The sequence below is a fragment of the Pseudomonas spartinae genome, from assembly GCF_965197125.1.
Taxonomy (GTDB): Bacteria; Pseudomonadota; Gammaproteobacteria; order Pseudomonadales; family Pseudomonadaceae; genus Aquipseudomonas; species Aquipseudomonas composti_A.
Map to the genome: position 1 here is coordinate 82,629 of NZ_CBDAMB010000005.1, position 26,233 is coordinate 108,861.

Annotated in this window: 20 protein-coding genes and 3 tRNA genes; 16 read left to right on the forward strand and 7 right to left on the reverse strand. The window is 63.2% G+C overall.

Features of this window, described 5'->3' with window-relative positions; all coding sequences use genetic code 11:
* Positions 1-120: 120 nt before the first annotated feature.
* The 3 genes from ACN8M7_RS13230 to ACN8M7_RS13240 form a co-directional block, all read right to left on the reverse strand.
* Positions 121-1,320, reverse strand: coding sequence for an osmoprotectant NAGGN system M42 family peptidase (locus ACN8M7_RS13230; RefSeq protein ID WP_061238075.1), 1,200 nt, complete (start codon positions 1,318-1,320; stop codon positions 121-123).
* Between the two features lie 86 nt (positions 1,321-1,406).
* A complete protein-coding gene (ngg, locus tag ACN8M7_RS13235; RefSeq protein ID WP_061238074.1) occupies positions 1,407-3,146 on the reverse strand; it encodes an N-acetylglutaminylglutamine synthetase in 1,740 nt (579 codons plus the stop codon).
* Positions 3,147-3,294: 148 nt separating this feature from the next.
* Entirely contained in the window at positions 3,295-5,064 is a 1,770-nt protein-coding gene (locus tag ACN8M7_RS13240; RefSeq protein ID WP_490261052.1) for an N-acetylglutaminylglutamine amidotransferase, read from the reverse strand.
* A 157-nt stretch (positions 5,065-5,221) separates the two neighbouring features.
* Between ACN8M7_RS13240 and ACN8M7_RS13245 the strand changes: the two genes are divergently transcribed.
* The 4 genes from ACN8M7_RS13245 to ACN8M7_RS13260 all read left to right on the forward strand — a co-directional run bounded on the left by ACN8M7_RS13245 (position 5,222) and on the right by ACN8M7_RS13260 (position 6,111).
* Positions 5,222-5,650, forward strand: a complete 429-nt coding sequence (locus tag ACN8M7_RS13245; RefSeq protein ID WP_394326846.1) for a MarR family winged helix-turn-helix transcriptional regulator — start codon at positions 5,222-5,224, stop codon at positions 5,648-5,650.
* An 89-nt stretch (positions 5,651-5,739) separates the two neighbouring features.
* Positions 5,740-5,815: transfer RNA gene (locus tag ACN8M7_RS13250), tRNA-Val, on the forward strand.
* A 34-nt stretch (positions 5,816-5,849) separates the two neighbouring features.
* A tRNA-Asp gene (locus tag ACN8M7_RS13255) sits at positions 5,850-5,926 on the forward strand.
* 108 nt (positions 5,927-6,034) lie between these two features.
* Positions 6,035-6,111 (forward strand) — tRNA-Asp (locus ACN8M7_RS13260).
* A gap of 188 nt (positions 6,112-6,299) precedes the next feature.
* Here ACN8M7_RS13260 and ACN8M7_RS13265 read toward each other — a convergent pair.
* On the reverse strand, positions 6,300-7,382 hold the full coding sequence (locus tag ACN8M7_RS13265; RefSeq protein WP_490261053.1) for an AraC family transcriptional regulator: 1,083 nt from the start codon (positions 7,380-7,382) through the stop codon (positions 6,300-6,302).
* Complete coding sequence (locus ACN8M7_RS13270; protein ID WP_490261054.1) at positions 7,379-8,395, reverse strand: carbon-nitrogen hydrolase family protein; 1,017 nt, start codon at positions 8,393-8,395, stop codon at positions 7,379-7,381. Before ACN8M7_RS13270 ends, ACN8M7_RS13265 begins: the two co-directional genes overlap by 4 nt.
* Positions 8,396-8,596: 201 nt before the next feature.
* On the opposite strand from ACN8M7_RS13270, the gene ACN8M7_RS13275 reads away from it, so the two are divergent.
* Both ACN8M7_RS13275 and ACN8M7_RS13280 read left to right on the forward strand, forming a co-directional pair.
* A complete protein-coding gene (locus ACN8M7_RS13275; protein ID WP_490261055.1) occupies positions 8,597-10,630 on the forward strand; it encodes an oxidoreductase in 2,034 nt (677 codons plus the stop codon).
* A 66-nt stretch (positions 10,631-10,696) separates the two neighbouring features.
* Positions 10,697-11,128, forward strand: a complete 432-nt coding sequence (locus ACN8M7_RS13280; RefSeq protein WP_490261056.1) for a nuclear transport factor 2 family protein — start codon at positions 10,697-10,699, stop codon at positions 11,126-11,128.
* An 8-nt stretch (positions 11,129-11,136) separates the two neighbouring features.
* Here the strand turns inward: ACN8M7_RS13280 and ACN8M7_RS13285 are convergent, their stop codons facing one another.
* Positions 11,137-12,093: a TAXI family TRAP transporter solute-binding subunit gene (locus ACN8M7_RS13285; RefSeq protein WP_490261057.1), complete on the reverse strand. Its 957-nt coding sequence runs from the start codon at positions 12,091-12,093 to the stop codon at positions 11,137-11,139.
* A gap of 574 nt (positions 12,094-12,667) precedes the next feature.
* Between ACN8M7_RS13285 and ACN8M7_RS13290 the strand changes: the two genes are divergently transcribed.
* From ACN8M7_RS13290 to ACN8M7_RS13300, 3 genes are read left to right on the forward strand one after another with little or no spacing between them, the layout of a single operon-like run.
* Positions 12,668-14,035, forward strand: coding sequence for a chromosome partitioning protein ParA (locus ACN8M7_RS13290; RefSeq protein ID WP_490261058.1), 1,368 nt, complete (start codon positions 12,668-12,670; stop codon positions 14,033-14,035).
* 3 nt (positions 14,036-14,038) lie between these two features.
* Positions 14,039-14,980, forward strand: coding sequence for a 1-aminocyclopropane-1-carboxylate deaminase/D-cysteine desulfhydrase (locus ACN8M7_RS13295; protein ID WP_490261059.1), 942 nt, complete (start codon positions 14,039-14,041; stop codon positions 14,978-14,980).
* A 22-nt stretch (positions 14,981-15,002) separates the two neighbouring features.
* Complete coding sequence (locus tag ACN8M7_RS13300; RefSeq protein WP_490261060.1) at positions 15,003-16,112, forward strand: cyclic nucleotide-binding domain-containing protein; 1,110 nt, start codon at positions 15,003-15,005, stop codon at positions 16,110-16,112.
* A 35-nt stretch (positions 16,113-16,147) separates the two neighbouring features.
* Here ACN8M7_RS13300 and ACN8M7_RS13305 read toward each other — a convergent pair whose 3' ends face one another.
* Positions 16,148-17,080, reverse strand: a complete 933-nt coding sequence (locus tag ACN8M7_RS13305; RefSeq protein WP_490261061.1) for a DUF1853 family protein — start codon at positions 17,078-17,080, stop codon at positions 16,148-16,150.
* 97 nt (positions 17,081-17,177) lie between these two features.
* Between ACN8M7_RS13305 and ACN8M7_RS13310 the strand changes: the two genes are divergently transcribed.
* From ACN8M7_RS13310 to ACN8M7_RS13340, 7 genes are all read left to right on the forward strand, one after another.
* Positions 17,178-18,065 (forward strand): NAD(+) kinase, encoded by an 888-nt coding sequence (locus ACN8M7_RS13310; RefSeq protein WP_061238064.1) that lies wholly within the window; start codon positions 17,178-17,180, stop codon positions 18,063-18,065.
* On the forward strand, positions 18,066-19,040 hold the full coding sequence (locus ACN8M7_RS13315) for a metallophosphoesterase (protein ID WP_490261062.1): 975 nt from the start codon (positions 18,066-18,068) through the stop codon (positions 19,038-19,040).
* Positions 19,037-19,897, forward strand: a complete 861-nt coding sequence (locus ACN8M7_RS13320; RefSeq protein ID WP_490261063.1) for a rhomboid family intramembrane serine protease — start codon at positions 19,037-19,039, stop codon at positions 19,895-19,897. Before ACN8M7_RS13315 ends, ACN8M7_RS13320 begins: the two co-directional genes overlap by 4 nt.
* Positions 19,898-19,987: 90 nt before the next feature.
* Complete coding sequence (locus tag ACN8M7_RS13325) at positions 19,988-20,251, forward strand: YeaC family protein (RefSeq protein WP_125880259.1); 264 nt, start codon at positions 19,988-19,990, stop codon at positions 20,249-20,251.
* Positions 20,251-21,087 (forward strand): DUF2797 domain-containing protein, encoded by an 837-nt coding sequence (locus ACN8M7_RS13330; RefSeq protein WP_490261064.1) that lies wholly within the window; start codon positions 20,251-20,253, stop codon positions 21,085-21,087. Before ACN8M7_RS13325 ends, ACN8M7_RS13330 begins: the two co-directional genes overlap by 1 nt.
* A gap of 53 nt (positions 21,088-21,140) precedes the next feature.
* Positions 21,141-23,798 (forward strand): aminopeptidase N, encoded by a 2,658-nt coding sequence (pepN, locus tag ACN8M7_RS13335; RefSeq protein WP_490261065.1) that lies wholly within the window; start codon positions 21,141-21,143, stop codon positions 23,796-23,798.
* 481 nt (positions 23,799-24,279) lie between these two features.
* Positions 24,280-26,172 (forward strand): DUF1302 domain-containing protein, encoded by a 1,893-nt coding sequence (locus ACN8M7_RS13340; protein ID WP_490261066.1) that lies wholly within the window; start codon positions 24,280-24,282, stop codon positions 26,170-26,172.
* The last annotated feature ends 61 nt before the right edge of the window (positions 26,173-26,233 follow it).

The following is a 26,233-nucleotide window of genomic DNA, read 5'->3' on the forward strand; positions in this document are numbered from 1 at the left end:
ATGTTCAACGTCGCTTGGCGACGGCCTGTAAGGTTGGCCACTGACTGCAGGCCAGAAAAAGGGGAGCTGGTGCTCCCCTGTCGTCCTTTCGTGTCACTTTGCCCTTATGCGCGGAGGCCTTCAAGTCTCCCGATCATGTTGGCCTACCAGGCTGTCCACGGGTGGGACACGGGTATCGCTTTCCATCTGCGCGTCGTGCTCCAGCTGATGGCTGAAGCGCTCCAGCGAGCCCTGCGCCGGTTGCGCATCGCTGGCGAATACCGGTGGGCTCATCATGTACGCCGTAAGCAGGCGGCTAAGGGCGTTGAGGCTGTCGATATGGGTGCGTTCATAGCCGTGAGTCGCATCGCAACCGAAGGCCAGCAGCGCGGTTCGAATGTCATGACCGGCAGTGACCGCCGATTGCGCGTCGCTGTGGTAATAGCGGAACAGATCACGGCGTGCCGGCACTTCCTGTTCGGCCGCCAGGCGCAGCAGCTGGCGTGACAGGTGATAGTCGTAGGGACCACCGGAGTCCTGCATGGCGACGCTGACGGCATGCTCGCTGGATTGTTGGCCGGGTGCGACCGGGGCGATGTCGATGCCGACGAACTCGCTGACATCCCAGGGCAGGGCAGCGGCGGCGCCGGAGCCGACCTCCTCGGTGATGGTGAACAGCGGGTGGCAGTCGATCATCGGTTGCAGGCCGTGATCGCGAATCGCCTTGAGTGACGCCAGCAGGGCCGCGACGCCGGCCTTGTCGTCCAGGTGGCGGGCACTGATATGACCGCTTTCGGAGAACTCCGGCAACGGGTCGAAGGCGACGAAGTCGCCGACGCAAACGCCCAGCGAGTCGCAATCGGCGCGGGTGGCGCAGTAGGCGTCCAGGCGCAGTTCGACGTGATCCCAGCTCACCGGCATGGTATCGACGGCGGTGTTGAAGGCATGCCCGGAGGCCATCAGCGGCAGCACGCTGCCACGGATCACGCCGTTGTCGGTGAACAGGCTGACGCGGCTGCCTTCGGCGAAGCGACTCGACCAGCAGCCCACCGGGGCCAGGCCCAGGCGGCCGTTGTCCTTGATCTCGCGGACGATGGCGCCAATGGTGTCCAGGTGCACGGAAACGGCACGGTCGAAGCGCTCGTATTCGCTCTGGCGCCCGCGCAGGGTGGCGCGGATGGTGCCGCGACGGGTCAGCTCGAAGGGGATTTCCAGCTCCTCCAGACGCTCGGCGACATAGCGCACGATGGTGTCGGTGAAACCGGTAGGGCTGGGTATGGCGAGCATTTCCAGCAGGACTTTCTGCAGGTAGTCGAGATCGGGTGCGGGAAGTGGCTGCATGGTGTCTCCTTGTCTATCGGGTGTAGCGCCCGGATCGGCACCTGCCGTCAGGTTCTCGGCAGGTGCGGACGCAGGTGCTGCTGCAGTCAGCCGTTGGCCTGACTCAGCGGGAACAGCAGGTCGACGAAGCGCTCGGCGGTCGGCTGCGGTTCATGGTTGGCCAGGCCGGCGCGCTCGTTGGCCTCGATGAACACGTACTCGGGCTGGTCGGCGGCCGGTACCAGCAGGTCGAGGCCGACCACCGGAATGTCCAGCGCGCGTGCGGCCTTGATGGCTGCGTCGCGCAGCGTCGGGTGGAGGATCGCGGTGACGTCTTCCAGGGTGCCGCCGGTGTGCAGGTTGGCGGTCTTGCGCACCGCCAGGCGCTCGCCAGCCGGCAGCACGCTGTCGTAGTCGAGGCCGGCACCGTGCAAGGTGCGCAGGGTTTCGGCGTCCTTGGGAATGCGGCTCTCGCCACCGGTGGCGGCCTGGCGACGGCGGCTCTGCGCGTCGATCAGTTCGCCGATGCTGTGGCGGCCGTCGCCGATGATCTCGGCGGGGCGGCGGATGGCGGCCGCCACCACTTCAAAGCCGATCACCAGTACACGCAGGTCGTGGCCTTCGTGAAAGCTTTCCAGCAGTACGCGTTGGTCGAACACGCTGGCGCGCTCGATGGCTTGTTGCACCTCGCCGGGGGTGCGCAGGTCCACGGCGACGCCCTGGCCCTGCTCGCCATCGACCGGCTTGACCACCACCGAGCCGTGCTCGGCGAGAAATGCTGCGTTGTCTTCGGCGCTGCCCGCCAGGCGCTGGGCCGGCACGCTGAGCTCGGCGCGCGACAGGGCGCGATGGGTCAGGCGCTTGTCCTGGCACAGGGTCATACTTACCGCGCTGGTCAGGTCGCACAGCGACTCGCGGCAGCGGATGCGGCGACCGCCGTTGCTCAGGGTGAACAGCCCGGCTTCGGCGTCATCGACCTGCACTTCGATGCCACGGCGCAGTGCTTCGTCGACGATGATGCGTGCGTAGGGGTTGAGTTCGGCCTGCGGCCCGGGGCCGAGGAACAGCGGCTGGTTGATGCCGTTCTTGCGCTTGAGGCTGAAGGTCTGCAGCTCGCGAAAGCCCAGTTTGGCGTAGAGCTTCTTGGCCTGCTTGTTGTCGTGCAGCACCGACAGGTCGAGGTAGCTCAGGCCACGGCTCATGCCGTGTTCGATCAGGTGGCGCACCAGCACTTCACCGACGCCTGGGCGACTGCACTGCGGGTCGACCGCCAGGCACCAGAGGCTGCTGCCGTTTTCCGGGTCACGGAAGGCGCGCTGATGGTTGAGGCCCATGACGCTGCCGATCACCGCGCCGCTGTCCTCGTCTTCGGCCAGCCAGTAGGTCGGCCCGCCTTCGTTGTAAGGGGTGAGCTTGGCCGGGTCGATCGGCAGCATGTTGCGGGTCTGGTACAGGCAGTTGATCGCCTGCCAATCGGCATCGTTTTGCGCACGGCGAATACGAAAACCGCGAAAGCTGCGGCGCGCCGGGCGATAATCGGTGAACCACAGGCGCAGGGTGTCGGAGGGGTCGAGGAACAGCTGCTGCGGCGCGTGGGCCAGCACCTGATGCGGCGCCGCGACGTACAGGGCGATGTCGCGCTCGCCGGGCTGCTCATCGAGCAGGGACTCGGCCAGCGCAGTGGCGTCCGGGTACGTGTGGCCGACCAGCAGTCGACCCCAGCCGCAGTGGATGGCCTGCGGCTGGCTCGGCTCGCTGGTGTGATCTTCGGCCAGGCGTGCCTGCAGGCGCTCGTAGGAGGGCGTCTGGCCGCGGATCAGGCGTTGTTTGAAGGCAGGGGAGCGCATGAGTTGTCCTTGATCGCTACGTCCGGTCTGAGCCGGATCGAGTGTTGAGTCGCGACAACCCCGGATGACATCCGGGCGACGACCGTGCATTGAACGCTCGGGAGCGGCTTGACCACCGAACTTGGTGGCTGAAGCCGCTCCTTTACCGTTACAGACCCTGTTCGCTCAGCCACAGGTTGAGCGCCGCCAGTTGCCACAGCTTGGAGCCGCGCAGCGGGGTGAGCTGGCTCTGCGGGTTGGTCAGCAATTGGTCGAGCATGGTCGGGTTGAACAGGCCGCGATCCTGGCTGGGGTCGAGCAGCAGATCGCGCACCCAGCCGAGGGTGGCGCCTTCCAGGTGCTTGAGGCCCGGTACCGGGAAGTAGCCCTTGGGCCGGTCGATCACCTCGCTGGGGATGACCTTGCGCGCCGCTTCCTTGAGCACGTACTTGCCGCCTTCGGGCAGCTTGAACTGCGCCGGGATGCGCGCCGACAGCTCCGCCACGCGGTAGTCGAGGAATGGCGTGCGCGCCTCCAGGCCCCAGGCCATGGTCATGTTGTCCACCCGTTTGACCGGGTCGTCGACCAGCATCACCGTGCTGTCCAGGCGCAGCGCCTTGTCCACTGCGGCACTGGCGCCGGGCATGGCGAAGTGTTCGCGGACGAACTCGCCGGCCATGTCGCCGGTCAGCCAGGCCGGTTGTACGCAGGCCGCGTATTCGTCGTGCTCGCGGTCGAAGAAGGCGGCGCGGTAGGCGGCGAAGGCATCCTTGGCGCCGTCGACCTGCGGGTACCAGTGGTAACCGGCGAACAGCTCGTCGGCGCCCTGGCCGCTCTGCACCACCTTGCAATGCTTGGCGACTTCACGCGAGAGCAGGTAGAAGGCGATGCAGTCGTGGCTGACCATCGGCTCGCTCATGGCGCGGAAGGCCTGCGGCAGCTGGTCGAGGATTTCGTGCTCGCCGATGCGCAACTGATGGTGGCGGGTGGCGAAGCGCTGGGCGATCAGGTCCGAATACTGGAATTCGTCGCCGCGTTCGCCGCCGGCGTCCTGGAAACCGATGGAGAAGGTCAGCAGGTTTTCTACGCCCGCCTCGCGCAGCAGGCCGACCAGCATGCTCGAATCGACACCGCCGGAGAGCAGCACGCCAACATCCACGGCCGCGCGCTGACGAATTTCCACCGCCTCGCGCATGGTTTCCAGCGTGCGGTCACACCATTCTTCGAAGCCGTAGTTCACTTCCTCGCCTTGCGGGCCGAACTGCAGCGTCCACCAGGTCTGTTGCTCGACCTTGCCGTCGGCGTCGACGCGCATCCAGGTGGCCGGCGGCAGCTTTTCCACGCCCGCCAGGATGGTGCGCGGCGCCGGCACCACGGCATGGAAATTCAGGTAGTGGTTGAGCGCGACGGCATCCAGCGTCTTGGCGATGTCGCCACCCTGCAACAGGGCGGGCAGCGACGAGGCGAAGCGCAGGCGCTCGCCAGTGCGCGACAGATAGAGGGGTTTTACGCCGAGACGGTCACGGGCAATGAACAGGCTTTGCTTGTCACGCTCCCAGACGGCGAAGGCGAACATGCCGTTGAGCTTGGGCAGCAGCTTTTCACCCCAGGCGTGATAGCCCTTGAGCAGCACCTCGGTGTCACCGCCGGAGAAGAAGCGATAACCCAGCGCCTCCAGCTCGGCGCGCAGTTCGGGGTAGTTGTAGATGGCGCCGTTGAACACCATCGACAGGCCGAGATCGCTATCGATCATTGGCTGGCCCGAGGCTTCGGCCAGATCCATGATCTTCAGGCGGCGATGGCCCAGGGCGATGGGGCCCTGGCTATGAAAGCCATGAGCATCGGGGCCGCGAGGGGCGAGGTGGTGGGTGATGCGCTCGACTGCCGCCAGGTCCGCGGGGCGTCGATCAAAACGTAGTTCTCCAGCTATTCCGCACATAATTCCTTACCGGTATTGCCGTTGGGGATGGGGTTCGGCTCAGCCGAACCTTTTACACCAAAACAAGAAAATGCTTTCATGTCAAAGTTTTGGGTAATGTGGGTTGGTGCTTGTGAGTGATAAAAAAGTTCCTGATGAAATAGATTTGTCATCTGTCATGGCCGTTGAAATGCCATTGTTCCAGGCCTTGCGCCGTTTGCAGCAGGCAGGTGAGGTGCATGCCAAGCGCCTGGCCCGTTTTGGCGGGCTCACGCCCGTGCAGTTGATGGTGCTGCAAGTGCTGGCCACCGAAACGCGGATGACCGCCAGCGTGCTCAGCAGTCGTGTCAGCCTTACCGCTGCGACGCTCTCCGGTCTACTCGACCGTCTCGAAGAGCATGGCCTGCTGCAGCGCCAGCGCGATGATCAGGATCGCCGGCGTCAGTGGCTGTTGATCAGCGATGCTGGGCGCGAGCTGATTCAGCAGGCGCCCTCGCTGATGCCGCCGGAATTCAACCAGCGTTTTGCCGCTTTGGCCGATTGGGAGCGCCATAGCCTGACCGCGGCCCTGTTGAGAGCGGCCGAGCTGTGCGGCGAGATGGACTGAGAACGGCGTGCTTTTTTCAGAAAAAATTCAAGCAGGGTGTTGACTTAGCGTCGCCGCCTGCATAAAGTGCGCGCCTCGCTAAGGCACACGGGTGATTAGCTCAGCCGGGAGAGCATCTGCCTTACAAGCAGAGGGTCGGCGGTTCGATCCCGTCATCACCCACCATAGCCTAGTGAGAAGGACGAAAGTCCACCGACGCGCAGCGGTAGTTCAGTCGGTTAGAATACCGGCCTGTCACGCCGGGGGTCGCGGGTTCGAGTCCCGTCCGCTGCGCCATTATTTCCCAGATCGACGTTTCGTCGGTTTGAGATGGCAAAACCCGCAAGGGCGCCATCAGACGCTACAGAGCTTCAAGAGTTTTATGGACGAAAGTCCAACCGACACGCAGCGGTAGTTCAGTCGGTTAGAATACCGGCCTGTCACGCCGGGGGTCGCGGGTTCGAGTCCCGTCCGCTGCGCCATATACGAAACCCGTCGATCGCAAGATCGACGGGTTTTTTATTGCCTTCTGTCCGGTCGAGCGCCCCTGCGGCGTTCCGTCATCTTGTCTTCATGCAGGCAAAGTAGCTTGCTAATGAGCAGATAAATGATCCAGGAGAACGCAGATGGATGACTACCAGGAAGAATTGCTCGAGCGCGATGCCTTCGATCAGGACGTGACCGAATCGGATGACGCCACCGAGCTCTGAGCGTCGCCAGTGGCCCTGCGCTGAGCGCGGCGATAGTCACCGGGCGTTTGCCCGAGCCAGCGCTTGAACGCGCGCTGGAAGGCTTCGGCCGAGGCAAAACCGAGCAGATAGGCGATCTCGCCGAAGGCCAGCTCGGTATCACGAATGTAGGCCGTAGCCAGGTCGCGGCGGGTATCGTTGAGGATGGTGCGAAACTGCGTGCCTTCTTCGGCGAGCTTGCGCCGCAGCGTCCAGCTCGGCAGGTGCAGATGCCGGGCCACTTCCTCCAGATCCGGTTCGTGGCCGTGCAGCAGCGGTCCGAGTAGCTGGATCACTCGTTCACGCAGGCTGCGGGTGCGAGTCAATTGCTCCAGCTCACGCTCGCACAGCTCCAGCAGGTGGCGCCAGGTCCCGGGGCAGTGGTGCGGATTGCGCAGAGCCAGGGTTTCGTTGCTCAGGCGCAAGCGATTGGCGCTGGCGGCGAACTCCACCGGGCAGCCAAAAAGGCTTTCGTAGCGCTCGCCGTATTGCGGTGCCGGAAATTCGATTTCGACCCTTTCCAGGTTGATGGCGTGGCCGGCCACATGGGCCAGATTGACCTGCCAGCCAGCTAGCACTGAATCCACCACGAAGCGGTTGTAGGCGTTGTACGGGCTGATGGAATAGAAGTGCAGCCAGGCGCCGCGCGGGTCCTCATCGAAGCTCGAGCGGCCGCGGTAGTTGGCGGCGTAGAGCGGCTCGAAGCGCGTCAGCGTGCGCGCCGCTTCACGCAGGTCGGGCGCTTGCATGGCGCAGACGCCGGCCAGGCCGATCTGGTTCGGGTGGCTGTGACGACCCATGTCCAGGCCCAGCGCAGGTTCGCCGCACAGCGCGATGGCGCTGTGGCCGAGGCGCATGAAGCGTGGGATCGACAGGCGTGCGCGCGCTTCGCTCAGGCGCGTGGCGTCGAGGCCGAACTGCTGTAGCAAGGGTCGTGGATCATGGCCATGTGCGCTCAGCGCGGCTGCCAGCGCCTGGGTGAAACCGACGGAGAGATCGCCCAGGCGAACGCGTGAGGCTTTCATAACCACAGATTGATCAGTTGCGCGCCACGGCTGCTGTCGCCCAGGCTGACCTGTCCGGCCGAGAAGGCCAGAGCTGGCGCCTGCCCGCTGCGTTCCCACAGGCGCCCGCGCGCGTGGACTTGCAGCGCTGCGCGGATGCCCTGGGCTTGCAGGTGCGCAGCGAACTCGGAGGCGTCTGGCTTGTTGTCGATATCGCTGGGCATGACCAGCAGCTCGATGGACTGCTGGTCGTGAGTGGCTATGTGTCGGGTATCGCCGCCGAGCACTATGCCCAGGCGGCCTGCCGGTGTGTCGACGGCCTGCGGTGTATCTGGCGCCAGGCTGCTGGCCGTGGCGGCGCTGAAAGCCTGGCGCTGTGGTTGCCCTAGTGGTTTGCCGGAGCGGTCGAAGACCAGGCTGGCGTTGTATAGCGGGCCGCTGGCGACCTGCAGCTGGCCATGCTCCAGGCGTGGTTCCGGCAAGACGATGGAGCCGGCCACCAGGGTCACGGCATAGTCACGTGCCAGGCCGCCGAACAGCTGCTGGTAGTCATGCGCCATACGCTTGGCCTTGGTGCGCAGCAGGGCGTCCTGCAGGTGAGCGTCGCCTTCGGCCGTGAGCAGCGCCGGGAGAAAATCCAGGGGGTTGCTCGCCGCTGACCATTGCAGGGCGTGCTGGCGGTCGCGAGCCTGATACAGCTCATCCTTCTCGCCGATGGCGAACAGCCAGGTGCCGATATGTTCGGGCAACACCACCACGGTGCGCGGATTGAGCAGGCCCAGGTCGCGGGCCAGGTCGAGGTAGGCCGACAGCTTCAGGTGCAGGCGCTCCAGGCTCTGATAGTCGCTGGTGACCAGTTCAGGCTGAATGCCCAGCAGGTTGCCGTCCGCGCCGGGACTACCCTGATTGAGGGCCAGATGGCTGCGCAGGTCCGACAGGTAGGGGACTTGCGGTCGCTGCCCGCACCAGTAGGCATAGGCCGTGAGGCTGCCGAGCAGCAGGCAGGCGAGGCAAAGGTTGATCAATCGACGCATGGGTGTCTTTCGCTGGTTGGTCTGTTCAGGGTAGGTCGGACGAAGCCCGAAGCCAAGCAAGGCTGTTAATTTTGATCATTATCTTGTCAGATTTGATCATTGAGCCTGTCGTTTGGCCTCTTTATCGTCTGGCTCCATAACCGACCGCGTGCCCATGAGACCGCGGCGATCCGTGAACTGCACCGCGATGTGGAGAATTCCATGACTGCTCGTTACCCGCACCTGCTGGCCCCGCTCGATCTGGGCTTCACCACGCTGAAGAACCGCACCCTGATGGGTTCGATGCACACGGGGCTGGAAGAAAAAACGGGCGGCTTCGAGCGCATGGCGGCCTATTTCGCCGAGCGAGCCCGGGGCGGCGCTGGCTTGATGGTTACCGGCGGTATCGGTCCGAACGAGGAGGGCGGTGTCTATGCCGGCGCGGCCAAGCTGAGCACGCTGGAAGAGGCCGAGAAGCACAAGGTCGTCACCCAGGCCGTGCACGAGGCCGGTGGCAAGATCTGCATGCAGATTCTGCATGCCGGGCGTTATGCCTACAGCCCCAAGTCCGTGGCGCCGAGCGCCATCCAGGCGCCGATCAACCCGTTCAAGCCGCGTGAGCTGGACGAGGAGGGTATCGAGAAGCAGATCGCCGATTTCGTCAATTGCGCGTCGCTGGCCCAGCAGGCCGGCTACGACGGTGTCGAGGTGATGGGCTCGGAAGGCTACTTCATCAACCAGTTCCTGGTGACCCACACCAACCATCGCAGCGACCGCTGGGGCGGCAGCTTCGAGAATCGCATGCGCCTGCCGGTGGAGATCGTCCGCCGCGTGCGTGAGGCGGTCGGGCCGAATTTCATCATCATCTATCGTCTGTCGATGCTCGATCTGGTCGAGGGCGGCAGCGCCTGGGATGAGATCGTGCTGCTGGCCAAGGCCATCGAGCAGGCCGGGGCGACGATCATCAACACCGGTATCGGCTGGCACGAGGCGCGCATTCCGACCATCGCCACCAAGGTACCGCGCGCGGCCTTCACCAAGGTCACCGCCAAGCTCAAGGGCAAGGTGTCGATCCCGCTGATCACCACCAACCGCATCAACACCCCGGAAGTCGCCGAGCAGGTGCTGGCCGAGGGCGATGCCGACATGGTCTCGATGGCGCGTCCGTTCCTCGCTGACCCGGACTTCGTCAACAAGGCCGCCGAGGGCCGCGCGGACGAAATCAACACCTGCATCGGCTGCAACCAGGCCTGCCTGGATCACACCTTCGGTGGCAAGCTGACCAGCTGCCTGGTCAACCCGCGTGCCTGCCACGAGACGGAGCTGAACTACATCCCCACCACGCAGGTGAAGAAGATCGCCGTGGTCGGTGCCGGCCCGGCTGGCCTGGCTGCCTCCACCGTCGCTGCCGAGCGCGGCCACAGCGTGACGCTGTTCGATTCGGCCAGCGAGATCGGTGGCCAGTTCAACGTGGCCAAGCGCGTGCCGGGCAAGGAAGAGTTCTTCGAGACCCTGCGCTATTTCAAGCGCAAGCTGGAAACCACCGGCGTCGATGTACGCCTGAACACCCGTGTTTCGGTGGACGACCTGGTCAAGGGCGGCTTCGACGAGATCATTCTGGCCACCGGCATCGCCCCGCGTACCCCGGAGATTCCGGGTATCGAGCATGCAAAGGTGATTGGTTATCTGGACGCCATTCTTGAACGCAAGCCGGTCGGTCAGAACGTGGCGGTGATCGGCGCTGGCGGCATCGGTTTCGATGTCTCCGAGTTCATCACTCATCAGGGCACGGCCACCAGCCTCGACCGTGACGAGTTCTGGAAGGAGTGGGGCATCGACCCCGCGCTCGAGGCCCGTGGTGGCGTGGCGGGCATTAAGGCCCATCCGCACCCGGCAGCGCGTCAGGTGTTCCTGCTGCAGCGCAAGAAATCCAAGGTCGGCGATGGCCTGGGCAAGACCACCGGCTGGATTCACCGTGCGGGCCTGAAGAACAAGAACGTGCAGATGCTCAACAGCGTCGAGTACCTGCAGATTGACGATGCGGGTCTGCATATTCGCATCGCCGGTGGCGAGGAGCAGGTGCTGCCGGTTGATACCGTGATTGTCTGCGCCGGCCAGGATCCGCTGCGTGAGTTGCAGGACGGTCTGGAAAGCGCAGGCCAGCGCGTGCATCTGGTCGGCGGCGCGGATGTCGCCGCCGAGCTGGATGCCAAGCGGGCCATCAACCAGGGCTCGCGCCTGGCGGCCGAACTCTGATCGGAACAGCGCCCCGCCCAGTGCGGGGCGTTGGCTATCTGGCCTGAAAATAACAAGGAGAAGCCGATGTCACTCGACGCCCAGCTCAACCCTGCAGCCGCAGCCACTCTGGCGCGCTGGCACCAGTTCGTCGCCGCCAAGGACCTGAGCGCCTTGCCCGAGCTGCTGCATCCGCAGGCGCTGTTCCGTTCTCCCATGGCACATACGCCTTATCCGGGGGCGCAGGTGGTCAACCTGATCCTCAATACTGTGCTCAAGGTGTTCGAAGACTTCGCCTATCACCGCGAACTGGCCAGCACCGACGGTCTCAATGTGGTGCTGGAGTTCTCCGCGCGGGTCGGCGGGCGCGAATTGAAGGGCATCGACATGATCCGCTTCGACGAGTCGGGGCGCATCGTCGAATTCGAGGTGATGGTGCGCCCGCTGAGCGGCTTGCAGGCGCTTGGCGCCGAGATGGCGCAGCGCCTGGCGCCCTTTCTCGCCGCCGTCAAGGGCTGAGTCAGGCGTTACTTGAGAACGCCCACTTCTCGGTAGAAGCGCTCCGCGCCAGGATGCAGCGGAATTGGCAGGCCATTGATCGCCCGTTCCAGCCTGATGGCCTTGGCGGCCGGGTGTGCTTCGGCCAGGCGATCGAGGTTTTCGAAGAGCAGTTTGGTCATCTGGTAGGCGATATCGTCGGAGACGCTGGTCTGGCTGACCAGAACGTTGGTGATGGTCGCTGTCGTCACGTCACTGGTCTGGCCTTTGTAGGTGCCGGCCGGGATGGTGCCTGACTGATAGGCGCTGCTGCCGATGCGCGACACCACTTGCTCTGGAATGGCGACGAAGTTGACCGGTACGCGTTCGGCCAGCTCACGAATCGCTGCCATGCCCAGGCCGGCCGATTGCAGGGTGGCGTCCAGCTGGCCCTTTTCGATCAAGTTTACCGATTCGGCGTAGGGCTTGAATTCGACATGCCCCATGTCGCTGTAGCTCAGGCCGGCGGCCTTGAAGATCGCCCTGGCGTTGAGCTCGGTGCCCGAGCGTGGCGCCCCGACGGAAATGCGCTTGCCGCGTAGATCTTCCAGACTGTTGATTCCCGATGCCTGGCTGGCAACGATCTGGATGTAGTTGGGATAAATCCCGGCGATGGCCCGCAATCGGTCACGAGGGGCTCTGAAACCGGCCTCTTCGTCGCCTTTCCAGGCATCGGCTACCGAGTCACCCAGCGCGAAAGCCAGCTGGCCGCGGGCGATCTGCAGCAGGTTGAGGTTCTCCACCGACGCCTTGGTGGCGCGCACGCTGGTGCTGGAGCCCGCGATGTTCTCGCTGTATAGCTCGGACAGGCTCATGCCCAGCGGGTAATAGACGCCACTGGTGCCGCCCGTGAGGATGTTGATCGAGGTTGGATTGGCGTGAGCGTTGGGGCTGGTGGCCAGGATTGCGGCAGCAGCGAGCAGGCCAAGAGACTTGGCTAAGCGCATGGGAATTCTCCATTGTTGTTATTTTGTTTGGCTAAGGCGGTGTCAGCGTTGCGTTGATGGTCTTCTTCGGCGGGCCGAGGTGAGAGGCAGGATGGGCAAACGATGGCAGAACATGGCTGACCTCTTGTCTTTTTTATCAGTCCGGCCCGCGCGACGGCTGTGCGAGCTCATTCGGCCCGAGCAGATGACGTGCCAGGTTGTCAGACCGCTGCCCTAGAGCCTGGCGACTGATCGCTCGCGGCTTCGCGTCGGCGGAAAGTTGCTTGTCTGCCTGGGGTAAATGGCAAGAATCCGCCGATTGGCTGGCTGCATGGGGGCTGAATCGGTCGAGAGATTTTCGGCCGCCGGCGCCTGGCAAAGGAGGCGATGCTGCGCTCTCGTCACATTTTGCTACTAGCTGTGATCTTTCCGGCCCGGCTCGCGGACTGACTGCCAACCCAGTCACATTGCTCTGGTTCGGTTTTCCCCTAGACTTGCCAGACGTGTCAGGGACGATATTTCGTGTCAGCGCATTCACTGCTCCGGCACGCGACTACGTGCGCGCGTACTCCCCGGTTGGTCCAGAGGGTCCTAAATGAGCATGCAGAACAAGCCGCAGATGGTGGAAGCCGTGATGTTCTTCAGTGAACGCGGTATCTGCAAACAGATGATGTTCCCCGAGTTCGAGGCGTTGCTCGACGGTGTGGTGAACATGCCTGAGTTTGCGGACGAGCAGATGCGCGCGGTGTTCGTGGTGATCAATCCGCGCCTGCTGGTCAGGGCTGCGGTGTTCTTCTTTCTGGATTTCGACGAGGACGGTCGTCCCGACAAGGGCTGGAACATTCCGCTGCAACACCTGGCCGAACGTGCCGGTCGAGGCCCCGACCTCGGCGCCGGGCCGATTCGCCTGGCCTGTCGTAGCCAGTGCCCGGTGTCCTGGCACCAGATGCATCTGTGGGACCCCAGTCTGGCGCCGGGGCAGAATGATCTGGTGCTGCTGCGTGATGCCGCCAAGCGCAACCAACTCGGCTTGCTCATCGAGGACGACAGTGCCCAGGCGGTGGTCGCCGAGCGTTTGCAGGTGGCTTCGGAAGACAAATGGTATGCGCCAGATCCGGCCAAGGAAGTGGCCGATCAGTTGGCCCAGAAGATGGACCAGGAACACCGCGCCAAGACCGCGCAACTGATTCAGCAGCAACGCCTGCGCATTACCAGCCTGACCCAGCAGCATGAGCAAGAGCTGGCCAAGCTCAAGTTGGCCAGTGAGGAGCAGAGCAAGAACCTGCAGGCCCAGCTGCATGGGTTGCACCAGGCCCTGCGTCAGCAGGAAGAGCTCAATGCCAATCTCAAGGCGCAACTGAGCGCGCAGGCAGAAAGCTTTCAGAGCAGCCGCGAGGAGATGACGCAGCAGCTGCGTGCGCTCGAGCGCCATGGGCGTACCGAGGGCGATATTCTGCGTGCGCAGTTCGAGGGCGAAATGCGCGCGAAGATCGCGGCCGCGGTGGCGGAGTACAAGGAGCAGATCGATGTACGTGATGTCGAACTGGCCTATCGCAACGAGCTGGATGCTCAGCGGCAGGCGGAAATCGAGCGTCTCAAGCGTGAACGTGACGCCTTCGCCAGTCAGGGCGGTGATCAGGTGCTGGAGCGCCTGGCCAAACTCGGCGTGGTGTTCGTGGTGTACCATCCTGGCGCCGGGCACCTGACCATTCCGCTGCAGGACGTTGCCCGTTACCAGGACAGCCCCATGGCCTACGCCGCTGGCAAGTGCTTCGTTTCCGAAGAGCAATACCGTCACTGGCTGGCGCATTATCAGCAGCCCAGTTGTGATGCCACCCTGCCCAGTGGCGAGCGCTGCGCCATTCCCATCGATCGCGTCGATACGCCCAGTCGCTTCACGCTGGGTGATTCGAATTGCTGTGCGCGGCACAAGACGAGTAGCCGCCTGCGTACTGTCGGCTGACGTTTGGCGGTACGGATTGCGCACTGGCGCCCTCAGGCGCCGCTGCAAACCTTCACGCTTCCCTGGCTCGACGCTGCCGGCGTCGAGCTTGCCTGCCTGCGTCTGGACCTGGTCGATCCGCTGGTTTCCGGCAACAAGTGGTTCAAGCTCGCGCCCTATGTCGAGCAGGCCGTTGCCGCTGGTGCGCAGGGCCTGATCAGTCTGGGTGGTGCACACTCCAATCACCTGCATGCGCTGGCCGCGGCGGGCCAGCGGTTTGGCTTCGCCAGCATCGGCCTACTGCGGGGGGAGCCGCAACGGACGCCCACCATCGACGACCTGCAGCGCATGGGCATGCAGCTGCACTGGTTGGGTTATGGCGGCTATCGCGCGCGTCATCAGGCGGATTTCTGGACGCCCTGGCTGAACCGGTATCCGGATTTTCAGGTGGTGGGCGAGGGTGGTCTGGGGCTTCAGGGCGCCCGAGGTTGCTGCGCGCTGGTGCAGATGGCCGAGGCGCAGTTGGCCGATATCGGCTGGGCTGATTTCGATGCCTGGTGGTTGGCGGCTGGGACGGGAACCACCATGGCCGGTCTGCTGCTGGGTGAGCCGCGGCGCAAGGTTTTCGCTGCGCAGGCGGTGCCCGGCGATCACGGGGTTGCCAGCCAGGTCGCCGCGCTGCTCGACGAGGCCGGGGTGTCGGGGCGCAGCTACCAACTGATCGAAGCCGCGCGCGGCGGTTTTGCGCGGCTCGATGAGCCGTTACGCCAATTCATCCTGCACACCGAACAGGCCTGCGCTCTGCCGCTGGAGCCTGTGTATACCGGCAAGGCGCTCATGGCGTTGCGCGATTTCTGCGAGCGTGGCCTATTCGCACGCGGCACTCGGCTGATCTTCATTCATACTGGCGGCTTGCAAGGTCGTCGGGTGTTGATGGGCGCCAGTGCCGACTACACTCAGGTCTGACCAGCGGAGCCTGGAAATCCTCATGAGCGAACCCCTTACCCCCGAACAGCTGCGCAGCCTGACCCCGCTCAATGTGCTTTCCGAGCAGCAGTGGCGGGAGTTGCGCAGCCAGTTGGTACCGCAGCCCCTGCTGGCCGGGCAGCTGCTGTTTCGCCAGGGCGACCAGGCTCGGCTGACCTGCTATCTGCTGGCTGGTGAGCTGCAGTTGCAGGATGCCGAGGGGCGTACGCAGACCCTGCAAGCCGGTAGCGAGATCAGCTGCCATCCGTTGTCGCCGAGCTTGCCACGGCTGCATGACGCCCGCGCCTTGACCGATGTCAGTGTGCTGATGATCGACAGCGCTACGCTGGATCGTCTGCTGACCTGGCGCCTGGCGCATCAGGACCTGTTGCTGGCGCTGCAGCAGGCTGGCGCCGATATGGAATGGCTGGAGCGGCTGTTGGAAAACCCGCTGTTTGCCAAGGTGCCGCCCGCTAATGTGCAGAACATGCTGGCGCGCCTGCAGCGGGTCGAGCTTGCTGCAGGCAGCCAGGTTCTCGAGGAGGGCGCCAGCGGTGATTGCTGTTATTTCCTGGAAAGTGGCCGCGCTGAAGTGATTCGCCGTGCCGGCAGCAATCATCAGGTGTTGGCGGAGCTCGAGGTAGGCGCCTGTTTCGGCGAGGAAGCGCTGCTTGCCGATCGGCCGCGCAATGCCACGGTAACCATGGTCGAAGCCGGTAGCGTGCTGCGCCTCGATCGCCAGGATTTCTTCGCCCTGCTCAAGGCGCCAGTGGTGGCCGAAGTGTCGCTGGGCGAGGCCGCCAGGCTGCTTGCGCAAGGCGCGCAGTGGCTGGATGTGCGGTTGCAGGAGGAGTACGAGAAGGCGCACGCCCCTCAGGCGTTGCATATGCCGCTGCAGTTGTTGCGCCTCAAGGCGCGCCTGCTGGAGCGTTCACGCACCTACCTCTGCTACTGCGACAGCGGCAAACGCAGTGGCAGCGCCGTGTTTCTCCTGGCGCAACTGGGTTACAGCGTTTACGCCTTGCGCGGTGGTCTGGATGCCTTGCCGGGCGTGCAGCGTGATGCGCTGCTGTGCGAAAGCGGTGCGGGGTACCTGGCGCGTTCCGGTGGTCGAACCGAGCGCAGTCGTTGAGCGGTTCGACGCCTGCAGCTGGCCGATGGCCTGGGCTATGACTGCACTGGCCAGTGATCGTTGACCAGAAAGACCCGCTCGATTTCCCGCCAGTCCCCGGCATCATCTGCTTCCAGCCTTACCAGCAACTGCGCGTTGGCCTCGGGCCTCAGCGTACTCAGCCATTGCTGGAACTTTGCGGCGGGCCAGATCCCGTCGGCACTTACCCACGCCGGTGCCAGCCAGGCCAGCCTCGGCAGTGGTTGCCAGCGGGTGTGCGTTTGCGTTGCGGCGAAATCAGCCCAGTCGCGCTGGCGTAACCAGCTGCCCCGACAGTGTTCGAGCGTGGCGCCGCGAGGTGGCGGGCAGGCATCGGGCCAGGGGTAGAACAGGTAGCCGCCAAGCCAGAAGGCGGATCGAGGCTCGGCTAACTGCAGTTCGTTCAAGGTTCCGCGTGCCTCGCGGCGTGATGACAGGGGCAGTTGGTGCTGCGCGAGGTGGCCGAGTTTCAGATCGAGACGATCATGGCTGCCGGGGCCCAGCCAATCTGCTGCCTCGCTGCCCTGCGTGCCCAGGTAGAACTTCACCGCCAGCTCCAGATGATGTTCGCCTTCGTCGTCGCGCAGCAACAAGTCCAGCTCGCCCAGGGTCTGGCCGCCCTGGCGGATCGGCAGGTTGGCGGCGATCACCTCGACATCAGGCGCAGCGTGCAGGGCAAACTGCCACAGGCGTTCGTAATAGAGGCCGAGGCGGCGCACCGGTTTTGCCGCCAGCCAGGTGTGAATGGCGCTGGGATCCCTGTCCTGCAGCGCAAGCCAGTCTGCCATCAGCTGCGGCTGGTGTGACCAGTAACTGGCCTGTAGCGGATGACGCTGGGTTTTCGTGGTCTCACCGAGCAAGGGAGGCGCACACAGCGCCCAGGCCAGGTCGCGCACGGCAGGGGTGCGCAGGCTCTGCAGAAGGTCATGCAGCGAGTCAGCAGGGGTCATGACCCCGAGCATAGCGCAGTAACAGCCTCGGTTTGCTGCGGCCCAGGCCTTTGGCCGATAATCCCTCATCGTTTCTTATCTGTCTGGCGGGAGTCCCATGGAGCAATTTCGCAATGTCGGCATCATCGGGCGCCTGGGCAGCACGCGGGTTCTGGAAACCGTGCGCCGACTCAAGCGTTTTCTGATCGACCGTCACCTGCATGTGATCCTCGAGGACACCATTGCCGACGTGCTGCCAGGGCATGGCCTGCAGACCTCCTCGCGCAAGATGCTTGGCGAGGTCTGTGACCTGGTGATCGTCGTCGGTGGCGACGGCAGCATGCTCGGCGCTGCCCGAGCCCTGGCGCGGCACAAGGTACCGGTGCTGGGGATCAACCGCGGCAGCCTGGGCTTTCTCACCGACATTCGCCCCGATGAGCTGGAGCTCAAGGTGGCGCAGGTGCTCGAAGGCCAGTACCTCACTGAAAACCGCTTCCTGCTGGAAGTCGAGGTGCGCCGCCAGGGTGAGGCCATCGGTCAGGGCGATGCGCTCAACGATGTGGTGCTGCACCCCGGCAAGTCGACGCGGATGATCGAGTTCGAGCTATATATCGACGGCCAGTTCGTCTGCAGCCAGAAGGCCGATGGCCTGATCGTCGCCACGCCCACCGGCTCGACGGCCTACGCGTTGTCCGCAGGCGGGCCGATCATGCATCCCAAGCTCGACGCGATCGTGGTGGTGCCGATGTACCCGCATACGCTGTCCAGTCGGCCCATCGTGGTCGATGGCCACAGCGAGTTGAAAGTGGTGGTGTCGCCAGACATGACCATCTACCCGCAGGTGTCCTGCGATGGCCAGAACCACTTCACCTGCGCGCCGGGCGACACCCTGCACGTGGCCAAGAAGGCGCAGAAGCTGCGTCTGATCCATCCGCTGGATCACAACTATTACGAGGTCTGCCGTACCAAACTGGGTTGGGGCAGCCGCCTGGGAGGACAGGACTGAATGTCCCTCGACCCCCATCGTGGCTATGACCTGATCGGTGATATCCACGGTTGTGCGCGCACCCTCGAACGCCTGCTCGAACGCCTCGGTTACAGCCTGCAGAGTGGCGTGTGGCGCCACCCGACGCGCATGGTGATTTTCCTCGGCGACCTGGTGGACCGCGGCCCTGGCATTCGCGAGGCCCTGCACCTGGTGCATGACATGGTGCGTACCGGTCAGGCGCTGTGCATCATGGGTAACCACGAATTCAACGCGCTGGGCTGGAGTACGCCGGCACCGCCGGGTAGTGGTCGTCAGTACGTACGCGAGCACAGCCCGCGCCACCAACGGCTGATGCGCGAGACATTGGCGCAGTTCGAGAGCCATCCGCAGGAGTGGCGTGAATTCCTCCGGTGGTTCTACGAGATGCCGCTGTTCATCGACGCCGGACGTTTTCGAGTCGTGCACGCCTGCTGGGATGCCGAGCTGATCACGCCGCTCAAGGCACAGTTTCCCGACGGCTGCATCGACGAGCATTTCCTTCAGGCGGCTGCCGTACCTGGCAGCTTCGCCAATATGGCGCTGGATCGCCTGCTGCGTGGTACCGACATGCGCCTGCCGCATGGTCTGACCTTGACTGGTGGCGACGGCTTCACGCGTTCCTTCTTTCGCACCAAGTTCTGGGAAGAAAACCCGCAAACCTACGGCGATATCGTGTTCCAGCCTGATGCCTTGCCAGAGCTGGCGGCGCAGACGCCGTTGACCGAACTGCAGAAAGACGAGCTGCTGAGGTATGGCGCGCACGAGCCGCTGTTATTCGTCGGGCACTACTGGCGGCGCGGCAAGCCCGCGCCGATCAGGCCCAACCTGGCCTGCCTGGATTACAGTGCGGTGGTCGGTGGCCGTTTGGTTGCTTATCGTCTGGATCAGGAAACACGTCTTGATGCGGGTAAATTCGTCTGGGTCGATGTCGATCCGCAGGAGGCACCACGATGACGGCAGTAGTGGTATTGCGCTTGCCGCTGGATACCGATTTGAGCGGCTTCGTCGCGCTGCTGCAGCGCTTGCGCGTACCGCACCGGGTGGCGGAAGAGGGCGGTGAGCAGGTGCTCTGGGTGCCGGGGCAGGAACTGGCCGAGCAGGTGCGCGAACTCTATGCCAGTCACCCGCAGGGCGACGTCGGCGCAGAATTGCCGGCAAGCGTTGCGCCTGTGCGCGACAGCTTCTTCACTCAGTTGCGCCGCAGCCCGGTCACGGCGCTGGTGCTGCTGGCGACTTTCATCGTCTTCGCCGTGACCCTGGCCGGCGAGAACCACGCCGCGATTCGTTGGCTCAGCTTCGTCGACTACCGTATCGATGGCGGCAACATCTACCTCAATTACCTGGACGCCACGCTGCAAAGCGGCCAGTGGTGGAGGCTGATCACTCCGATGCTGATCCACTTTGGCTGGCTGCATCTGGCGATGAACAGCCTGTGGTACTGGGAGTTGGGGCGGCGTATCGAGTTTCGCCAGGGCGCCGTTGGTTTGCTGGGGCTCACCCTGTTGTTCGGCCTTGCGTCGAATTTCGCCCAATACTGGTGGGCCGGCCCCTCGTTGTTCGGCGGCCTGTCTGGCGTGCTCTATGGCCTGCTCGGGCATTGCTGGATCTACCAGCGTCTGGCGCCTAACGCTGCGTATCGTCTGCCGCCCGGCGTGCTGGTGATGATGCTGATCTGGCTGGTGGTCTGCATGACCGGCATCTTCGAAACGCTGGGTGTGGGTGCTATTGCCAACGGTGCGCATGTCGGCGGCTTGCTCACCGGCTGCCTGACAGGCTTGCTTGGCGGTATGCTGGCCCGACGTAGCGCTTGATTCGACTGTTTTGACCTGCAGGGCGAGTACCACTCGCCAATGCAGCGTATAGGCGGGGCTACCCGCTCTACGATTTATCTGGAGACCTGAATGTCGTCCTTTCTCGATGCGATTGAAAACATCACCCCGGAAATCTACGAGAGCCTCAAGCTGGCCGTGGAGATCGGCAAATGGCCCGATGGCCGCAAGCTGACCCAGGAACAGAAAGAGCTGAGCCTGCAGGCGATGATCGCCTGGGAAATGCAGAATCTGCCCGAGGAAGAGCGCACCGGCTACATGGGGGAGCAGGCGTGCAAGTCCAAGTCCGAGCCGGTACCGAACCTGCTGTTCAGCTCTTCGGATACCCTGCACTGATGGCTGAGTTGGGACGTGGCTCGCTGAGCAAGATGAAGGCGCATCTGGAGGCGCCGGTGCAGTACGCCTTTCGCCTGGGCGATGAAGAGGTGCCGGTCAACCCGCTGGTGGGCAAGCACCTGCGCTTGGAGTACCTCGGCGCCATTCATTGCACGCACTGCGGGCGCAAGACCAAGACCAGTTTCAGCCAGGGCTACTGCTACCCCTGTATGCAGAAGCTGGCGCAATGCGACGTGTGCATCATGAGCCCCGAGAAGTGCCACTACGACGCCGGCACCTGCCGCGAGCCGAGCTGGGGCGAGCAGTTCTGCATGACCGACCACATCGTCTATCTGGCCAACTCCAGTGGCGTGAAGGTCGGCATCACCCGTTCCAGCCAGGTGCCGACACGCTGGATCGATCAGGGCGCGACCCAGGCGCTGCCGATCCTGCGCGTGGCCACCCGGCAGCAGTCCGGCTTCGTCGAGGATCTGCTGCGTACGCGCGTGGCGGACAAGACCAACTGGCGCGCGTTGCTCAAGGGCGATGCCGCACCGGTCGATCTGCCGGCGATTCGCGAACAGCTGTTCGACAGCTGTGGCGCGGGCATTGCCGAGCTGCAGCAGCGTTTCGGCCTGCAGGCCATCCAGCCGCTGAATGATGCCGAGGTGCTGGACATCCGCTACCCGATCGAGGCCTACCCGGCGAAGATCACCAGCTTCAATCTGGACAAGCAGCCGCTGGCCGAGGGTACTCTGCTCGGTATCAAGGGCCAGTACCTGATGTTCGACACCGGCGTGATCAATATCCGCAAGTACACCGCTTACCAGCTGGCTGTCCACGAGATCGCCGGCTGATACCTGATTGCTACCCGGCGCCGGACGGCGCCGCCGACAAGGGGCCGAGAGCCATGCGCACCGAACAATCCAAGACCATTTATCTGAAGGACTATCAGGTACCGGATTACCTGATCGACGAGACCCACCTGACCTTCGAGCTGTTCGAGGATCACAGCCTGGTGCATGCGCAACTGGTCATGCGTCGTAACCCCGAGGCCGGTGCCGGCTTGCCTGCACTGGTGCTCGATGGCCAGCAGCTCGAGTTGCTCGAGCTCAAACTCGATGACCGCGAACTGGGTGCGGGCGACTACACGCTGACCGACAGCCACCTGACCCTGCAGCCGACTCAGGAGCGCTTCGTGGTCGACAGCAGCGTGCGCATCCACCCGGAGAGCAACACCGCGCTGGAAGGCCTGTACAAGTCCGGCACGATGTTCTGCACCCAGTGCGAGGCCGAGGGCTTTCGCAAGATCACCTTCTACCTCGACCGCCCGGACGTGATGAGCAAGTTCACCACCACGGTCAGCGCCGAGCAGCATGCCTACCCGGTGCTGCTGTCCAACGGCAACCCGATTGCCAGCGGCTCGGAAGAGGGCGGTCGCCACTGGGCGACCTGGGAAGACCCGTTCAAGAAGCCTGCCTATCTGTTCGCCCTGGTCGCCGGCGATCTGTGGTGTGTGGAGGATAGCTTCACCACCATGAGCAGCCGTGAAGTGGCGCTGCGTATCTACGTCGAGCCGGAGAACATCGACAAGGTGCAACACGCCATGGACAGCCTCAAACGCTCCATGAAGTGGGACGAGGAGGTCTACGGCCGCGAGTACGATCTGGACATCTTCATGATCGTCGCGGTCAACGATTTCAACATGGGCGCCATGGAGAACAAGGGCCTCAACATCTTCAACTCCAGCTGCGTGCTGGCCAAGGCCGACACCGCCACCGATGCTGCGCACCAGCGCGTCGAGGCGGTGGTGGCGCACGAATACTTCCACAACTGGTCGGGCAACCGCGTGACCTGCCGCGACTGGTTCCAGCTGTCGCTCAAGGAAGGTTTCACCGTGTTCCGTGACAGCGAGTTCTCCGCCGACACCCACTCGCGCACGGTCAAACGCATCGAGGACGTGGCCTACCTGCGCACTCACCAGTTTGCCGAGGATGCTGGCCCCATGGCTCACCCGGTGCGCCCGGATGCGTACATGGAAATCTCCAACTTCTACACCCTGACCATCTACGAGAAGGGTGCCGAAGTGCTGCGCATGATCCACACCCTGCTCGGCCCGGAGCTGTTTCGCAAGGGCTCGGATCTGTACTTCGAGCGCCACGACGGCCAGGCCGTGACCTGCGACGATTTCGTCAAGGCCATGGAAGATGCCAGTGGCATCGACCTGACCCAATTCAAGCGCTGGTACACCCAGGCGGGCACGCCGCGTCTGCAGGTCAGCGAGGCTTACGACGCTGCCGCGCAGACCTACAGCCTGACCTTCCGCCAGAGTTGCCCGGCGACGCCGGGGCAGAGCGAGAAGCTGCCGTTCGTGATTCCGGTGGCGGTTGGCCTGCTCGATGCGCAGGGCAATGAGCTGCCGTTGCGTCTATTGGGCGAAGCGGCCGCACAGGGCAACAGCCGCGTAATGTCGGTCACCGAAGCCGAGCAGACCTTCACCTTCGAGGGCATCGCCGAACAACCGCTGCCGTCGCTGCTGCGTGGCTTCAGTGCGCCGGTCAAGCTGAGCTTCCCCTACAGCCGCGATCAGCTGATGTTCCTCATGCAGCACGACAGCGACGGTTTCAACCGCTGGGAAGCCGGTCAGCAGCTGTCCGTGCAGGTGCTGCAGGAACTGATCGGCCAGCACCAGCGTGGTGAGGCGCTGAGCCTGGACCAGCGCCTGGTCGCCGCGCTGCGTACCCTGCTGGAAGACGAGTCGCTGGATCAGGCCATGGTCGCGGAGATGCTCTCGCTGCCGGGCGAGGCCTATCTCACCGAGATCAGTGAGGTGGCCGATGTCGAAGCCATCCACACCGCGCGCGAGTTCGCTCGCAAGGCGCTGGCCGATGCGCTGTTCGCGCCGCTGCTCAAGCGTTACCAGGCCAACCGTGAGGTCTCCAAGGCCACGCCTTACGTGGCCGAGGCGGCGCACTTCGCCCGTCGCAGCCTGCAGAACATCGCGCTGTCGTACCTGATGCTCAGCGAGAAGCCCGAGGTGCTGGCGGCCTGCGTCGACCAGTTCGACAACGCCGACAACATGACCGAGCGCCTGTCGGCTCTGGCCGTGCTGGTCAACTCGCCGTTCCAGGAAGAGCAGGGCAAGGCCCTGGCGATGTTCGCCGATTTCTTCAAGGACAACCCACTGGTCATGGATCAGTGGTTCAGCGTGCAGGCGGGCTGTCCGCTGCCGGGCGGCCTGGAGCGTGTGCACGCGTTGATGCAACACGAAGCCTTCACCCTGAAGAACCCGAACAAGGTGCGTTCGCTGATCGGCGCCTTCGCCAACCAGAACCTGATCAACTTTCACCAGGCCGATGGCTCGGGCTATCGCTTTCTCGCCGATCAGGTGATCACCCTCAACGCCCTCAACCCGCAGATCGCCTCGCGCCTGCTGGCGCCGCTGACCCGTTGGCGCAAGTACGGTGCGGCGCGTCAGGCGCAGATGAAGGCTGAGCTGGAGCGCATCCTCGCTTCCGGTGAGCTCTCCAGCGACGTCTATGAGGTGGTGAGCAAAAGCCTGGCCTAAGACGGGTTTTGCTCTACAAGAAGTGTTACCGGCCTCTGGTTGGTAACACTTTTTTGTTACCCAATGAAATATGTATGCGATTCGTTATTCGTTTGCACACTTAAGTTAGGGCGCTGTGGCTTGACAGCGAATGTGTCTTCGCTGTCTTGCGCCGCTACAGGGCCCGTGGTGAGTGGCATAAAGCGTCGGATCGTAGGACAAAGTGCGCCATTTTTTCGTGGAATAGCTGACGCATTGGTCAGTGGCTGATCAGTCACGAAATGAAACTCGGCGATGGCTCTCCCAAGCCTGTTTGCGCTGATACAACTGTTTGAATTGGCACCATGGTTGCAGTGCTGAACAGGATTTGACCGCGAGTGCGCGCTCGTCGGTCGTTGGAACTCGTCGCAGCAAATAAAAAAGAAGCCGTCGCCAGTGCGGCATATCGCGACCCGGTTACGGGATCGCTCAAAAGAATGATCTGTCCACGGAGTGAGTCTCGATGGAAATTAAGTCCCGCAAGCCCGTTCTACGTTTTGCCCCGGCCAAGGCCGGCTTTGCGTTCGCTGGTGTTCTGCCGTTGCTGGTTGCCGCTCATGCTCAGGCGGTGGAGTTCAGCTTCGCCGATAACGAGATCACCGGTTCCATCGATACCACCGTCTCCTACGGTCAACTGTGGCGTGTACAGGGTCGGGACAAGACCAACGACGACATCAACACCAACGACGGTAATCGCAACTTCGATACCGGCCTGGTCTCCGAAGTGTTCAAGATTACCTCGGATCTGGAAGCGTCCTACCAGAACTACGGCGTATTTATCCGTGGTACCGCGTTCTATGACACCCAGATCATGGACAAGCGCAACGATTACTACGACGCCAACTCTCCCGCTCAGCCGAGCCAGAGCTATCCGCACGACAATACCTTCACCCGCGAGACGCGCCACAAAGCCGGTCGTGACGCGCAGATTCTCGACGCCTACGTCTATGGCAACTGGGATGTCGGCAACATGCCGGTCTCCGGTCGCCTGGGTAAGCAGGTGTTCAACTGGGGTGAAGGCCTGTTCTACCGCAACGGCATCAATACCACCAACCCGGTCGATGCTGCCAAGTTCCGTCTACCAGGCTCGGAAGTGAAGGAAGTGCTGGTGCCTGTCGAGGCGCTGAGCTTCAACCTGGGCCTGACCGACAACTTGTCGATGGAGGCTTTCTACCAGTTCAACTGGAAAGAAACCGCTATCGATCCGGTAGGTACCTATTTCTCCGAGACCGATTTGTTTGCTGATGGTGGTAATACCGCCTATTCGACTCAGACTGCTCTTGTTCCTCTGGCGGGACTGTATTCCGGGTTGAGCGCAGCGGGTGTAGGTGGGCTGCAGGGCGGCCGTACTGTCGATGGCAATGGCAATATCAAGGTGGCGAGCATTGGTCCTGACATCAATGCCAGGAACGATGGCCAGTTTGGCGTCGCTTTCCGTTATATCGCTGAAGAGCTGAACTCCACCGAGTTTGGCTTCTACTTCGTCAACTACCATGCCAAAGAACCCACGATCTACGCGGACCTGGGGAATTACCAAGGTCTCGATATGGCGACACTTATTGGTGCAGTAGGGGCTGTTGGTGCTGGAGGGCTAGCAACTATCGACGTTGCCAACCAAGTCAACGCTCGCCGCGAATACGCCGAAGACATTCGTATGTACGGCTTCAGCTTCAACACCACTGTCGGCAACGCGTCGGTATTCGGTGAGCTGTCTTACCGTCCGAACTTGCCGATTGGTATCGCTGCTACCAACGACCTGCTCGGCGATCTGCTGACCCAGGCACCTCAGTTGGCTGGCGGTAGCCGTGTAAATATCGGCGGCCAGCAAGTGCAGCTGGGTGACCAGATCCACAACTACACCCGTGTCGAAGCCTTCAATACCTCTCTGGGCACCATCTACAACTTCGGTCCGAGCTTTGGTTTCGATTCGCTGTTCGGCGTTGCCGAACTGGCCTCCGAGCACCTGCGTGGCGACAGCCTGCAGTACAACTCGCGCAACGGCACTCGCTACTACGCCGGCCGCGGTAACGGCTCCTACATCTCCGGCTATGATCGTGACGATCAGGTCAACAAGAACGCCTACGGCTATACCCTGGTGCTCTCCGGTACCTGGAACGACGTTTATGCCGGTGTGAACCTGTCGCCGTTCGCCGTGTTCAAGCACGATTTCGAGGGTAACTCGCACCAGACCGGCAACTTCATCGAGGGTCGCAAGGCGTACACCGTTGGTATGCGCGCCAGTTACCTGAACAGCCTGGAAGCCGAGATCCAGTACACCGAGTTCTATGGCGCTGGCCAGAACAACGGTTCGCGTGATCGCGACAATATTGGCCTGAACGTCAAGTACTCCTTCTAAGGGGGTCGTCTGCACATGGCTGCTGTATTGCTGTGCAGACACCCTGTGTACCTATAACCAG